This is a genomic window from uncultured Veillonella sp., from assembly GCF_963524655.1.
GTDB lineage: Bacteria > Bacillota > Negativicutes > Veillonellales > Veillonellaceae > Veillonella.
On the sequence record NZ_CAURHA010000020.1, the window covers coordinates 18935 to 33090 of the forward strand.

Here is a 14156-nt window from a genome sequence, read left to right on the forward strand (position 1 = left end):
TCGATGAAATTACGTAAACAAGTTCTTTCGATCCTCTGTGTAGGTATGCTAGCATTTGCAGCAGGTTGTACACCTGAACAAGCTCCTACAACAGGTAAAAGCGAGCCTGTGCAAGAGGCGAAAGTCAATAAGGATGCAGAAACTACAAAAGTATCTCAAGAAAAGGTTAAGATGGTATTCTTTGTACCAACAGAGGATGGTTCTGGGGTAAAACAACAGACCGTTGAGATGGAGGCGAATAAAGTAACGCCGAAAGCAGCTCTTCTAGCGATGTTAAAAGCTGACAGAGCTCAAAAATATCCAATATTTACTAAGGATATTGAGGTTACATCTGTTACTGTAAAGGACGGTATTGCTTCTGTTGAAGTAAACAATGCCTTCGTAAAAGGTAATGGTGGGGACTTAACTGTTAAATTACAAATGGCTGCCATTGTCAATACATTGACATCCTTTGATAATATTAATGGTGTTCTCTTCGTCAGCGATGGTAAAAAGGTTTCTTCAGTAGGCTCCTTTGATACTAAAGATCCAGTTAAACGGATGACGAACTTAATCAAAAAATAATTCCTTTAGGAACATTGATAGCAGATAGTTGATATATCAACTATCTGCTATTTTTGTTGTCTTTTATATATGTTACAATACAATGAGTATAATAATCAGAAACTAGGTGATCAGATGCAATTAAAAGATGTAGGGGAATTTAATTTCATTCGCCAAATTCAAGATAATACAATATATGACTCTAGTACCGTAGTGTATGGTATTGGTGACGACTGTGCAGTATATAGTGCCGCACCAGATATGGATCAACTCATTAGTACGGATACGATGGTGGAAGGAGTTCATTTTAGCTTTCACTATATGAAGCCTTATGATGTAGGACATCGGCTCATGACGGCTAATCTAAGCGATATAGCGGCTATGGGGGGGACACCAAAACAAATTGTCTTATCTGTTGCAGCTCCACCACATATAGATACAAAAATTTTAGATGAAATATATAGAGGCATTAAAGCTCAATGCCAACGATATAATTTAAATATATTAGGTGGTGACACGGTACGCACGGAAGGACCTATGGTGTGGACCGTAACGATTATTGGTGAGGTACCTAAAGGAACTGCGGTTATGCGTAGTGGTGCTCAAGTAGGCGATGTTGTCGGCATTACTAATTATGTAGGCTATGCTGCCACTGGATTAGGCGCACTTTCATACAATCTAGAAGGCTATGATATGACTAAGATAGGTCATCAACGTCCCGATCCGCAAATTGAATTAGGGAAACAATTGAGACAGTTAGGTGTTCATAGTATGAATGATATTAGCGATGGTCTTGGTAGTGAATTAAATGAAATTGCATCTGCTAGCAATGTTTCTATCCTTGTAGAGGAATCAGCTATTCCACTGCACGAAGAAACCTATGCATTAGCGAAGCATTTACAAACTAAGCCAGTAGATTATGCTCTATATGGTGGAGAAGACTTTCAACTAGTATTTACGGCCCCTAAGTCATTAGTTCCGAAATTAGAAAATCTAGCAGGTATTACATTGATTGGAGAGGTTGTAACTGGCCCTCCAAAGGTTGAGATGGTAACACAGGATAGAACGATTAAGACCATAGAAGCGAAAGGATATAATCATTTTCATGAATCATAAGGCACAGGTCCAATTAGAGACACATACAGTAGAAGATACACAACAATTTGGGCAGATACTCGGTAAATGGGTACAACAGAATGGAGATCCTTTATGTATTGCCTTAATTGGTGATTTAGGGACGGGTAAAACTCATTTATCCCAGGGCATAGCTAAAGGCTTTGGCGTAACAGAGGAGATTACAAGTCCTACCTTTGCCATTATGAATACCTATGATGTGAATCGAACGCATTTATATCATTTTGATGTGTATCGCTTGGATGATATTAGTGAACTGGAAAATATTGGCTTTTACGAATATACAGAAGATTGTATATCCATTGTGGAATGGGCGGATAAATTCCCTGATGAATTGCCTGATGAAACATTGTGGATTTATTTAAAGCCCATTGGTGATACAAGCCGATCTATTATTTTAGGTAGTGATTACCTTACAGCGGAAAATTTAGTAGAAATAGGAGGCCCATATGTGGTTGGGAATTGAGACGAGCTCACTCGTATCGAGTGTGGCCTTGATGGACGAACATAACCTTATAGGGGAATTGACCATCCAAGCTGGATTGACTCATTCCGAGCAATTAGTACCTCATATTGATATTTTGTTACGTGCCTCTCAAGTTGATAGAAGTGAATTAAAAGGAATCCTAGTTAGTATTGGGCCTGGTTCCTTTACGGGCTTACGCATTGGTATGGGGACAGCAAAGGCAATGGCTTACGCCCTACAAATTCCTTTATATGGTGTTATGACTATGGATAGCTTAGCGCACAATGTATCCTATACTGATCATACAATTTGTACCGTTATTGATGCACAGAAGAAACATGTCTATGCGGGCATTTATCAATACGAAGATCATGAACTAGTGTGCAAGGAAGAGCCATTTGTTATACCTGCCAGTGATTTGTTAGACCGATTTAGAGCAAATGATGATAAAGTATTATTCCTTGGGGATGGCATTAAACGTATTGAAAAACTGTTAGAGGAAAAGGATACTAATTTAACGATTCTAGATATATCACAACGTATTCCGAAGGCTAGTTCGTTACTGTTAGCTGGTCGTAAGTTAATAGATACAAATGAAGTATCTGATCCTATGGATATGGTACCGTATTATATTCGCCGCTCAGAAGCGGAAGTATTATGGGAAGAACGCCATAAGGATAATCCTGCCATGTTGAGCCAAAATCCTACCGTAGTAGTGACCGAGGCAGCAGGTGCAGAATGATGGAGATACGTTTAGCCACTATTGAGGATGCTCACGCTATTTATGAGATCGAACAGCAGTCCTTTTCTGTTCCTTGGAGGTTAGAATCTGTTCTCGCTGAGCTGGAAGGTGCAGCAAATAAACTATATATGGTAATTTGTGAGGAGAACCACATTGTAGGATATGCAGGTGCTTGGCTTGTATACGATGAAGGTCAAATTACGAATATTGCCATTTTGCCTTCTGCCCGTGGTAAAGGATACGGATCAAAACTTACAAAGCAATTAATTGATGAATGTTTTGCGCGAGGCATGCACGAAATCTTTTTAGAGGTGCGCATATCTAATTTAGCCGCATTGGCTATGTATAGAAATTTAGGTTTTTCTGTAAAAGGAATTCGTAAAGAGTACTATTCAGAGCCTACGGAAGATGCGTACATTATGTCTCTCGTTTCAGAGGAAATAGAATGAGTATATACACATTAGCCTTGGAAAGTAGCTGTGATGAAACATCAGCCTCTGTCTTAAAGGATGGACGAACTGTTTTATCTAATGTTATTTCTAGCCAAGTGCCGATTCATAGAAAATTTGGTGGCGTTGTGCCTGAAATTGCATCGCGTCACCATATAGAACAAGTTATACCTGTTATAGATCAAGCGCTACGAGATGCGAATGTGACCTTACAAGATATCGACCACATTGGCGTTACCTATGGTCCCGGCCTTGTTGGTGCACTGTTGGTAGGTGTAGCAGCAGCAAAGGGTTTATCCTTTGCTACGGGCATTCCTTTGGTGCCAGTTCACCATATGGAAGGTCATATTTTTGCTAATTTCTTAGCTAATCCAGAATTAGAGCCTCCATTTTTGAGCCTCGTCGTATCTGGTGGTCATACAATGCTAGTTCATGTAAAAGGGTACGAAGAATTTGATATTCTTGGCCAAACACGAGATGATGCAGCTGGTGAAGCTTTTGATAAAATTGCTCGTGTCATGGGCTTTCCATACCCAGGTGGCCCTCATATTGATGCTCTTGCTGTGGAAGGTGATGCTAATGCCATCGAGTTTCCAAAGGCTTTGAGCGAACCTGGTAATTTTGAATTCAGTTTTAGTGGCTTGAAATCAGCAGTACTAAACTATTTAAATAGCAAACAACAAAAGAATGAACCCATCAATCAAGCCGATGTGGCAGCGTCCTTCCAAAAGGCCATCGTTGATGTGCTTGTAGAAAAAACAAAAGATGCAGCTCACACATTAGGTGAAACACGTATTACTATTGCTGGTGGTGTATCTGCTAACAAGGGGTTACAACAAGCATTAGAAGCTATGTGCCAAGAAGAAGGCTTTACTTATTACAAGCCTCATAAAATTTTGTCTACGGACAATGCGGCCATGATTGGTTGTCGAGCCTATTATATGGCACAAGCTGGTAAATTTGGCGATTTAACCTTGAATGCGAAACCAAGTGTTGAAATTGGTCATGTATCTTGGAAAGAGGATTAATTGTGGATATTGGTCAAGATATTTTAAATACAACACCATTAGGACCATTACAAACCTCATTACTTGAGCATATTAGTAAACTTATATCCTTTGGCGAGTCTTTGACCCGTCAAAGGATACAGATTTTTACGCCCCTGCTTAAGAAATCACATGGTGATATACAACAGCGTGCTGATATGTTATGTATAGAACGCAGTGAAGCTGGAATCGTTACACGTCACGTAAAAGGTAATCATACTTGGCATGTAATGATGGAAAATGGGCAGCCACTCATTGGGGGCGATCATGAGTTTAGGCAGCATGTTTTTCCTGTAGTAGACAATGGAGGACGTATTATTGGTGGTATTTCCTTTACACTGTCCCCATCTATCAAGGTAGAGCAATATGAACAAGAATATACTTTATCTGATACGATGCAACGTCTCATGCTGACTGCTACGGATGAACAAATCCAATCTTACGAACCTATCTCTTATTTTGATGGTTTAATTATCTTTGATGATTCTCATAAAATTCTATACGGCAATGATGCTGCATTACAATTGGTAGATTTATTAGGCTTTGATCGACGCTTAGTAGGTTCATCTATTTATAGCAGTACTTTAAAAATATCGGCTATCCAACAAGTCTTGGCAGATAGAACTATATATACTAGTGAAGAAATATACCAAGATATGGTGATTCGCCAGCATATGATTCCTATTGCTATGGGCCGTAATGAAACAAGATGTTTTTTAGTGTTACATGATTGTACTCGTGAAAGTAAGCAACAACAAGAATTGTTGGTAAAAAACTCAATTATCAAAGAGGTCCATCACCGCGTAAAAAACAACTTACAAACTGTAGCCGGTCTATTGCGTATGGAGGCGAGACGTTCAAGCTTGCCAGAGGTAAAACAGGCTCTTCAAGAGGGTATTAATCGTATTGAAAGTATGGCACTAGTTCACGATATAGTGTCTCATTATGATGAGGATTATATTGGTATACGATCCATTTATGATGAGCTATGTAGATTATTGCGTATGAGTATGGTCAGACAAGATCAAGAGGTTACCTTTACTTATAGTGGGGAAGATATATTGATTTCTTCTCATATGGCAAGTTATGTATCTCTTATCATTAATGAATTAATCACTAATAGTTTAGAACATGGTTTAGAAGGAGAGCATGGAGAAATTCATCTTCATGTTAATGACATAGGGGGAAACATTAAATTAGCTTTCACAGATAATGGCAAAGGATTGCCTAATGATTTTTCTATTTCCTCTAATAAACGATTGGGACTTACAATTATAAATAATTTAGTTACTCATGAATTAAAAGGACGTTTATCCATAGAAAATACTGGTCATGGTGTATTGGCCACAATACATATGAAGAAGGAGGCGTAAATGCGCGTTTTAATCGTCGATGATGAATCCCTTATACGCATGGATTTGCGAGATATTATTGAGTCTTGCGGTCATGAGGTCGTAGCAGAGGGAACCAATGGCGTTGAAGCTATACAACTCTGTAAACAGCATAAACCAGATATCATTTTAATGGATGTTAAAATGCCAGAATTAGATGGTATTGAAGCTGCTCGACAGATTGGCTTTCACCATGAAGCTCCTGTTGTGTTGTTAACCAGTTATAGTCAACAAGATTTAATCGATAAAGCTAGAGACTCAGGCGTATATGGATACCTAATTAAACCTGTACGAGAGGAGCAATTGGTACCTACTTTAGAAATGGCATTAGGTCGTTATAAAAGTGATGCTCAGCTACGTGAGAAAATGGCTGAATTAGAACAGTCCTTAGAAGATCGTAAAATCATTCAAAAAGGGACCGGTATATTGATGGAGTTATACTCTATATCAGAAGCGGAAGCCTATAATCGCATTCGCGCCTTAAGTATGAAAAAACGAGATAGTATTGTTAATATCTGTAAAGCATTAATTAATCAAGTTTCAAAATAGTAGAAAAGACTAGTATGAGGATTAAAACTCATACTAGTTTTTTGCTTTTAATTCATATAAAAACTAAAAAGTCAAAAAATCAAAATTTTTACTTGCAATTATTTTGACATAGGTTATAATAATACATGTAATTAGCACTCGATGAGTTAGAGTGCTAATAAAGTATAAAGAATATCTAGTAAATAAGGAGTGACATCATATGTTAAAACCATTAGCTGACCGCGTTCTTATCCGTTTAGAAGCAAAAGAAGAAAAAACTAAAAGTGGTATCTTCCTTCCTGATACAGCAAAAGAAAAACCTCAAGAAGGTGTAGTTGTAGCTGTAGGTGCTGGTAAAGTATATGACAATGGTCAACGTGTAGCTCCAGAAGTTAAAGTTGGCGACACTGTTATGTTCGCAAAATATGCTGGTAGCGAATTAGAAATCGACGGTGCTACTCACTTGATTATCAGCGAGCGCGATATTTTAGCAGTACTATAATAGCTAATCTGTAGTCTACTAAGACTATAAATACTGATGATACATTCTATATTGCTTAAGGGCACATATATTTCGTTACATTCGATAGTGTTACTATCTAGGAGGTAATACATATGGCAAAAGAAATCTTGTTTAATGAAGAAGCTCGTCGCGCTTTAGGCCGTGGCGTTGATCAATTGGCAAATGCTGTAAAAGTTACATTAGGTCCAAAAGGTCGTAATGTTGTTTTAGATAAAAAATTCGGCTCCCCAACAATTACAAATGATGGTGTAACTATTGCTCGTGATATCGAACTTCCAGATCCATTTGAAAACATGGGTGCACAATTAGTAAAAGAAGTTGCTACTAAAACTAATGACGTAGCAGGTGACGGTACTACTACTGCAACTGTATTGGCTCAAGCTATGATTCAAGAAGGTATGCGTAACGTAGCAGCTGGTGCAAACCCAATGATCTTGAAAAAAGGTATTGAAACAGCAGTAAAAACTTTGGTTGAAGAAATCAAAAAACGTTCTATCAAAGTTTCTGGTAAAGCTGAAATCGCTCAAGTTGCTAGCGTATCTGCTGCTGACGAAGAAATCGGTGGCTTAATTGCTGAAGCTATGGAAAAAGTAGGTAATGACGGCGTTATTACTGTAGAAGAATCCAAAGGCTTACAAACTGCATTAAATGTAGTAGAAGGTATGCAATTCGACCGTGGCTACATTTCTCCTTACATGGTAACTGATCCTGATCGTATGGAAGCTGTTATGGATAATCCATTCATCTTGATTACAGACCGTAAGATCAGTGCAATTGCTGATATGTTGCCAACACTTGAAAAAGTGGTAAAAGTAGGTAAAGAACTTCTTATCATCGCTGAAGATGTAGAAGGCGAAGCATTGGCTACTTTAGTAGTTAACCGCTTGCGTGGTACATTCAAAGCTGTAGCTGTTAAAGCTCCTGGTTTTGGTGACCGTCGTAAAGCTATGCTTGAAGACATCGCAATCTTGACTGGTGGTACTGTAATCACTGAAGATATGGGCCGTAAACTTGATTCCGTAGAACTTGAAGATCTTGGTACAGCTCGTCAAGTACGCATCACTAAAGATGAAACTACAATCATCGACGGTGTAGGCGATAAAGAAGTAATCGCTAAACGCGTAAACCAAATCCGTGCGCAAGTTGAAGAAACAACTTCTGAATTCGACCGTGAAAAATTACAAGAACGTCTAGCTAAATTGTCCGGTGGTGTTGCAGTTATCGAAGTAGGTGCTGCTACAGAAGTTGAAATGAAAGATAAAAAACTTCGTATCGAAGACGCATTGAATGCAACTCGCGCTGCAGTTGAAGAAGGTATCGTTGCTGGTGGTGGTACTACATTCATCGATATCATCCCTGCATTAAATACATTGGAAGCTACTGGTGATGTTCAAACTGGTATCAACCTTGTAAAACGCGCTGTAGAAGAACCACTTCGTCAAATCGCTTATAATGCTGGTCTTGAAGGTTCTGTTGTAGTAGAAAAAGTTAAAAATACTGACTCTGGTATCGGTTTCAATGCTTTGACTGAAGAATATATCGACATGGTTAAAGCTGGTATCGTAGACCCTGCTAAAGTTACTCGTTCTGCTCTTCAAAATGCTGCATCTATCGCATCTCTTGTATTGACTACTGAAACAATCGTAGCTGACAAAGTAGAAGAAAATGCTGCAGTTCCTGCAATGCCTCCAATGGGTGGCATGGGCGGTATGATGTAATCAACTGCTTAACGCATAATTAATAGACCTATAATAATCCTAATGAATTAGAAACGATATGGTTTCAGTTCATTAGGATTATTTTTATATTAACTATACAAATATCGATAAAATTGATTTTGTATACAAATTATGATATAATTCTATAGAATTTAATTTAGTTTTATTTGATATGATAAATTATTATATACAGTTCTACATGATGTAGATTACTTTGGCTTATATAGCTAATTTAAATAATAATTTAGATAATAGTCTCATCTCTTGATGAGTCTTTTATTTATTTAGAGAGGTTGTTATGAACACAAAAACAGTTCCCTTTACGGCAGAACAATTAGAAAATATTATCGCTCAATATCCAACTCCATTCCATATTTATGATGAAGAAGGCATCATTGAGAATATGAAATCTTTCATCAATGCATTTTCTTGGAATAAAGGCTTTAAGCAATATTTTGCTGTAAAAGCAACTCCAAATCCATATATTATGCGTGTATTACAAAAGCTTGGTGTAGGTGCCGACTGCTCTTCCTTAGCAGAGTTAATGTTATGTGAAAAAGTGGGCATTACAGGTCATGATATTATGTTCACATCTAATGACACTCCATATGTGGAATATAAAAAAGCACTTGAATTAGGTGCTATCATCAATCTTGATGATATTACTCATATTGAATATTTGGAAAAAAATCATGGTTCTTTGCCTGATACATTCTGCGTACGCTATAACCCAGGCTCCTTAAAAGAAGGTGGTAATACAATTATTGGTCTTCCTGAAGAAGCTAAATATGGCATGACACGTGAACAGATTCTTGAAGCTTATAAACAGTTGCAAGCTAAAGGTGTAAAACACTTTGGTATCCATACAATGGTTGTGTCTAACGAGCTTGATATTGATGGCTTAGTTGGCACTGCTGAACTTTGCTTCAATCTAGCAGTAGATATTAAAAATGAACTAGGCATCAATGTTGAGTTTATCGATCTTGGTGGTGGTGTAGGTGTTGCCTATAAGCCAGAGCAAACACCTGTAGATTTCAAGGCACTTAGCAAGGGTGTAGAGGAAGCTTATAATAGAATCCTCGTAGCTAATGGTCTCAGTGATGTTGCGTTAGCTTATGAATGTGGCCGTATGGTAACCGGTCCATTTGGTTATCTTGTTTCTACAGCGATTCATAAAAAAGATATTTACCGTCATTACATTGGTCTTGATTCCTGTATGGCAAATCTTATGCGTCCTGCTTTGTATGGTTCTTACCACCATATTACAGTAATGGGTAAAGAGAATTCACCTAAGGATCATGTGTACGATGTAACTGGTTCTTTATGTGAAAACAATGATAAATTTGCTATTCAACGTGAGTTGCCAAAAATCGATATTGGGGATCGCATCATCATCCATGATGCTGGTGCGCATGGTCACTCCATGGGATTCAACTATAATGGTAAATTGCGCTCTGCTGAGTTGTTATTACATAAAGATGGTTCTGTTACACAAATTCGTCGTGCTGAAACGTATGATGACTTGTTTGGAACTCTTGATTTTTCCAACCTATAATTTAATATTGAGAATCGAATAGGATGAGAATGAATATTAAATAAAACCTATCAATATATGTAATACTTGATATTCTTTTAATTCCTGTATATTTTAGTAGGAATATCTTGCTATCATTTAGATAAGAATGTATAATAATTGTAGATTGTTATGCACATACTTGCTAAGTTGGCGAGAATTACGGCGGTATTCACGTTAGTGCGTACCGCCTTTTTATATGTGTCAGTATATACGTTTTACATATAATGCATGTATGTTCCTATGGTACATACAAATAAAAAGGAGTGAACATTTTGGCTGAATTACTTCAGATAAAAGATTTAAAGGTATCCGTTGAAGACAAACAAATCTTAAAAGGTATCGACTTAACAATTAATAAAGGTGAAATTCACGTAGTAATGGGGACTAATGGTGCTGGTAAATCTACACTTGCCAATGCAATCATGGGTAACTCTACATATACAGTAGATAGCGGTTCTATCATTTTTGATGGTAAAGATATTACGGAAGATGCAGTAAATGATCGTGCGAAAGCAGGTATCTTTATGTCCTTCCAACATCCAATCTCCATTCCTGGCATTACTGTAGAAAACTTCATTCGTACAGCTAAATCCACAATTACTGGTGAAAACGTTCGCGCTTTATCTTTCAAAAAAGAATTGAAAGAAAAGATGGATGAATTGTCCTTCGATACATCTTATGCACAACGTTATGTTAATGAAGGTTTCTCTGGTGGTGAACGCAAGAAAAATGAAATTCTTCAAATGTCCATTTTGAATCCTAAATTGGCTATTCTTGACGAAACTGACTCCGGTCTTGACGTAGATGCGGTTCGTATTGTGTCTGAAGGGGTACAACGTTTCCACAACGAAGAAAACGCTGTATTAATCATCACTCACCACAACCAAATCTTACAAAAATTGAACCCTGACTATGTTCATGTATTGATCAACGGTAAAATCGTTAAAACTGGTGATGCTTCTCTTGTACGTGAAATCGAAGAAAAAGGTTACGACGCATACAAAGCATTAGCATAGGAGGCACAATGGAAGAAAGAAAGAAAACCCAAGTCGCGGATATGGACCGTGGTGTCTACGACATTAAGAATGACTTTGAATATTCTTATATCGCAGATGCTGGTTTAACGGAAGATATTATCCGTGAGATTTGGTCTAATAAAAATGAACCGGAATGGATGCTAGAGTTTCGTTTGAAATCTCTTGAAATCTATAATCGTATGGGCATTCCTAACTGGATCCCTGATATTTCTGGCTTAGATATGGCTAATATCCATACTTATGTTAAGCCAAAAGTAGATATGAAAGAAAACTGGGACGAAGTTCCAGAAGAAATTAAAAGCACTTTTGACCGTTTAGGTATTCCAGAAGCGGAAAAAACATCTTTAGCTGGTGTTGGTGCTCAGTATGACTCTGAAGTTGTTTATCACAGTATTCAAGAAGACCTTGTAAAACAAGGTGTTATCTATACTGATATTGAAACAGCTCTTCATGAGCACGAAGAAATCGTTAAAAAATACTGGATGACATTGATTCCTCCTACTGACCATAAATGGGCAGCTCTTCATGGTGCTGTTTGGTCTGGTGGTTCCTTCGTATATGTTCCAGCAGGCGTACAAGTAGATATTCCATTGCAATCCTACTTCCGCTTGAATGCTCCAGGTGCTGGTCAGTTCGAACATACGATGATCATCGTAGAAGAAGGTGCTAAATTGCACTTTATCGAAGGTTGTTCCGCTCCTAAATATGACGTATCTAACCTTCATGCAGGTGCCGTTGAATTGTTCGTAAAAGATAATGCTACTTTGCGTTATTCTACAATTGAAAACTGGTCCAAAAATATGTACAACCTCAATACAAAACGTTGTGTTGTAGGTAAAGGTGGTACTATTGAGTGGGTATCTGGTTCCTTCGGTTCCAAAGTATCTTGCTTGTATCCAATGAGTATCCTTAATGGTGAAGGTGCACATGCTGAATTTACAGGTGTAACATTTGCTGGTGAAGGCCAATTCCTTGATACAGGTTGTAAAGTGGTTCACAACGCACCATATACAACAAGTAATGTAAACTCTAAATCTATTTCTAAATCCGGTGGCGCAGCTATTTACCGTGGTCTTTTGAAAATTGGTCCTAATGCTGAGCATTCAAAAGCAACAGTTTCTTGTGAATCCTTGATGCTTGATGCTGAGTCTCAATCTGATACAATTCCAGCAATTATCGTAGAAAACGATAATGTGGACTTAGGTCATGAAGCTAAAATCGGTCGTATTTCCGACGAAGCGATTTTTTATCTTATGACTCGTGGTATCAGTGAAGAAGAAGCTCGTGCGATGCTTGTTCGTGGCTTCGTAGAGCCAATCTCTAAAGAATTGCCACTTGAATATGCAGTAGAAATGAACAACTTAATCAATCTTGAATTAGAAGGTTCTATCGGTTAAGGAGGAATTATGAGCGAATTACTATTTAATGAACTCCCTAGACCGACGTTCAGATGGTTACGTGTTAACCATACTGTAGGCTCTCTAGTTGGAGAAGATACAGCAGTACAATCTATCGCTGTTGAAGCGAATGAAAATATACTTTCACCATTACCTGTAGGCACAGCATTATTAGAAGGTAAATATGAAGGCGCTAATAAAGAAGCGGTTCAAGGTTTGGTGGAAAAAGCAGAAGGTTATGCTATTAATGTTCCTGCAAATGCGAAAGAGGTTGTAGGTATCCGCATCGACGCTACATCTCGCGTAGCAAATCGATTCCAATTTATCGTTGGTGAAGGTGCTGAACTAGAAGTTCAATTCTTTGTTACTGGTTCTGGTGATGCAGTAACTAATGTAAGCTACCTTAACGAATACAATGTTAAAGCAACTGGTAAAGTTGTAGTGAAAAAGGTAAATCTTTTACCTGAACATGTACAACATATCGAGCATCGATACACTAAATTAGAAGATAACGCTGACGTTGAATATATCAATATCGAAATTGGCGGTAGTGAAAATATCTTGAACTACTATCATGATTTAGTAGGTAAAAAATCTCACATTATTCACGACATTGCTTATCTTGGTAATAAAGAGCAAAAATTCGATATTTCTATGGTTATGAGTCATGGCGGTAAAAAATCTGTCAGCGATATTCATAACTTAGGTGCTCTTAGTGGCAATGCTAAAAAATCCTTCCGTGGTACCCTTGATTTCCTACATGGTGCAACTGCATCTGAAGGCGCGGAAGAAGATACTTGCTTGTTGTTAGACCCTACTGTAAAATCCATTTCTTTACCACTCTTGTTGTGTAAAGAGGATAATGTAGTAGGTAACCATGCAGCAAGTGCAGGCCAAATTGATCATAATAAATTGTTCTACCTCATGAGCCGTGGCTTTAGTGAAGTAGAAGCTAAACATATTATCGTTGAATCTATGATTCGTCCTATTATTGATCGCATTGGTGATGAAACGATTGAAGAAGCAGCATTAGCAGCTGTACGTAATAAGATTTAAAGAGGCGTTTTATGAGACCTATTGCAGAAGCATATAAAGATTTTCCTATATTACATAAAGAGCATAATGGGCACCGCGTTATCTATTTAGATAGCGGTGCGACTGCACAAATTCCTCAAGTTGTAGTGGATCGTGTAGTAGAGCATATGACTCAGCATAATGGTAATCCACATCGTGGTTCCCATGTTTTGGCTATTGAAGCTTCTGAAGCATATGAAAACGCTCGTGATCGTGTAGTGGAATTTATCAATGCCCGTGAGCGAGAAGAGGTTATATTTACACGTAATACGACAGAATCTATGAATTTAATTGCCCATAGCTATGGTCTTAATAACCTTAAAGCAGGCGATAAAATCATTATTACTGTAGCTGAACATCATGCAAACCTTGTTACATGGCAATATGTGGCTGAAAAGACAGGGGCTACATTGGAATATATGTACCTTGATGAAAGCGGTCATTTAAAAGACGGTGAAATCAATAAAATTGATGAAACTACTAAGATCGTTGCTTTTGCCCACATTAGTAATGTTTTGGGCATGGAGTTCCC

General features: G+C 37.8%; 15 protein-coding genes. All 15 read left to right on the forward strand.

Annotation, left to right across the window (positions count from 1 at the left end; all coding sequences use genetic code 11):
* Window positions 1-3: 3 nt before the first annotated feature.
* Window positions 4-564, forward strand: coding sequence for a GerMN domain-containing protein (locus tag RYM16_RS05375; protein ID WP_314982785.1), 561 nt, complete (start codon window positions 4-6; stop codon window positions 562-564).
* A gap of 114 nt (window positions 565-678) precedes the next feature.
* Entirely contained in the window at window positions 679-1659 is a 981-nt protein-coding gene (gene thiL / locus RYM16_RS05380; RefSeq protein WP_314982786.1) for a thiamine-phosphate kinase, read from the forward strand.
* Window positions 1649-2143, forward strand: coding sequence for a tRNA (adenosine(37)-N6)-threonylcarbamoyltransferase complex ATPase subunit type 1 TsaE (gene tsaE, locus RYM16_RS05385; RefSeq protein ID WP_314982788.1), 495 nt, complete (start codon window positions 1649-1651; stop codon window positions 2141-2143). The genes thiL and tsaE overlap by 11 nt, the downstream gene beginning before the upstream one ends.
* A complete protein-coding gene (gene tsaB, locus RYM16_RS05390; protein ID WP_314982789.1) occupies window positions 2127-2885 on the forward strand; it encodes a tRNA (adenosine(37)-N6)-threonylcarbamoyltransferase complex dimerization subunit type 1 TsaB in 759 nt (252 codons plus the stop codon). Before tsaE ends, tsaB begins: the two co-directional genes overlap by 17 nt.
* On the forward strand, window positions 2885-3334 hold the full coding sequence (rimI, locus tag RYM16_RS05395) for a ribosomal protein S18-alanine N-acetyltransferase (protein ID WP_314982802.1): 450 nt from the start codon (window positions 2885-2887) through the stop codon (window positions 3332-3334). Before tsaB ends, rimI begins: the two co-directional genes overlap by 1 nt.
* Window positions 3331-4362 (forward strand): tRNA (adenosine(37)-N6)-threonylcarbamoyltransferase complex transferase subunit TsaD, encoded by a 1032-nt coding sequence (tsaD, locus tag RYM16_RS05400; protein WP_314982791.1) that lies wholly within the window; start codon window positions 3331-3333, stop codon window positions 4360-4362. Before rimI ends, tsaD begins: the two co-directional genes overlap by 4 nt.
* 2 nt (window positions 4363-4364) lie before the next feature.
* The gene (locus RYM16_RS05405; RefSeq protein ID WP_314982793.1) at window positions 4365-5753 is read left to right on the forward strand and encodes a sensor histidine kinase; all 1389 of its coding nucleotides are present in this window, start codon (window positions 4365-4367) and stop codon (window positions 5751-5753) included.
* A complete protein-coding gene (locus RYM16_RS05410) occupies window positions 5754-6320 on the forward strand; it encodes a response regulator (RefSeq protein ID WP_314982795.1) in 567 nt (188 codons plus the stop codon).
* 199 nt (window positions 6321-6519) lie between these two features.
* A complete protein-coding gene (gene groES / locus RYM16_RS05415) occupies window positions 6520-6801 on the forward strand; it encodes a co-chaperone GroES (protein ID WP_004696047.1) in 282 nt (93 codons plus the stop codon).
* A 113-nt stretch (window positions 6802-6914) separates the two neighbouring features.
* Window positions 6915-8540 carry a chaperonin GroEL gene (gene groL, locus RYM16_RS05420; RefSeq protein ID WP_105082038.1) on the forward strand — a complete coding sequence of 542 codons (1626 nt, stop codon included), beginning with the start codon at window positions 6915-6917 and terminating at the stop codon, window positions 8538-8540.
* 298 nt (window positions 8541-8838) lie between these two features.
* Window positions 8839-10095 (forward strand): diaminopimelate decarboxylase, encoded by a 1257-nt coding sequence (locus tag RYM16_RS05425; RefSeq protein WP_314982797.1) that lies wholly within the window; start codon window positions 8839-8841, stop codon window positions 10093-10095.
* A 293-nt stretch (window positions 10096-10388) separates the two neighbouring features.
* Entirely contained in the window at window positions 10389-11132 is a 744-nt protein-coding gene (sufC, locus tag RYM16_RS05430; RefSeq protein WP_105082037.1) for a Fe-S cluster assembly ATPase SufC, read from the forward strand.
* Between the two features lie 8 nt (window positions 11133-11140).
* Window positions 11141-12550, forward strand: coding sequence for a Fe-S cluster assembly protein SufB (sufB, locus tag RYM16_RS05435; protein ID WP_009351348.1), 1410 nt, complete (start codon window positions 11141-11143; stop codon window positions 12548-12550).
* A 9-nt stretch (window positions 12551-12559) separates the two neighbouring features.
* Window positions 12560-13606: a SufD family Fe-S cluster assembly protein gene (locus RYM16_RS05440; RefSeq protein WP_314982799.1), complete on the forward strand. Its 1047-nt coding sequence runs from the start codon at window positions 12560-12562 to the stop codon at window positions 13604-13606.
* A gap of 11 nt (window positions 13607-13617) precedes the next feature.
* The coding region (locus tag RYM16_RS05445) for an aminotransferase class V-fold PLP-dependent enzyme (RefSeq protein ID WP_314982800.1) at window positions 13618-14156 on the forward strand (539 nt) is incomplete at its 3' end.

Coding starts and splice junctions, on each gene's coding strand:
- RYM16_RS05375 (WP_314982785.1), top strand. CDS start 4: ATGAAATTACGTAAACAAGTTCTTTCGATCCTCTGTGTAGGTATGCTA.
- thiL (WP_314982786.1), top strand. CDS start 679: ATGCAATTAAAAGATGTAGGGGAATTTAATTTCATTCGCCAAATTCAA.
- tsaE (WP_314982788.1), top strand. CDS start 1,649: ATGAATCATAAGGCACAGGTCCAATTAGAGACACATACAGTAGAAGAT.
- tsaB (WP_314982789.1), top strand. CDS start 2,127: ATGTGGTTGGGAATTGAGACGAGCTCACTCGTATCGAGTGTGGCCTTG.
- rimI (WP_314982802.1), top strand. CDS start 2,885: ATGGAGATACGTTTAGCCACTATTGAGGATGCTCACGCTATTTATGAG.
- tsaD (WP_314982791.1), top strand. CDS start 3,331: ATGAGTATATACACATTAGCCTTGGAAAGTAGCTGTGATGAAACATCA.
- RYM16_RS05410 (WP_314982795.1), top strand. CDS start 5,754: ATGCGCGTTTTAATCGTCGATGATGAATCCCTTATACGCATGGATTTG.
- groES (WP_004696047.1), top strand. CDS start 6,520: ATGTTAAAACCATTAGCTGACCGCGTTCTTATCCGTTTAGAAGCAAAA.
- groL (WP_105082038.1), top strand. CDS start 6,915: ATGGCAAAAGAAATCTTGTTTAATGAAGAAGCTCGTCGCGCTTTAGGC.
- RYM16_RS05425 (WP_314982797.1), top strand. CDS start 8,839: ATGAACACAAAAACAGTTCCCTTTACGGCAGAACAATTAGAAAATATT.
- sufB (WP_009351348.1), top strand. CDS start 11,141: ATGGAAGAAAGAAAGAAAACCCAAGTCGCGGATATGGACCGTGGTGTC.
- RYM16_RS05440 (WP_314982799.1), top strand. CDS start 12,560: ATGAGCGAATTACTATTTAATGAACTCCCTAGACCGACGTTCAGATGG.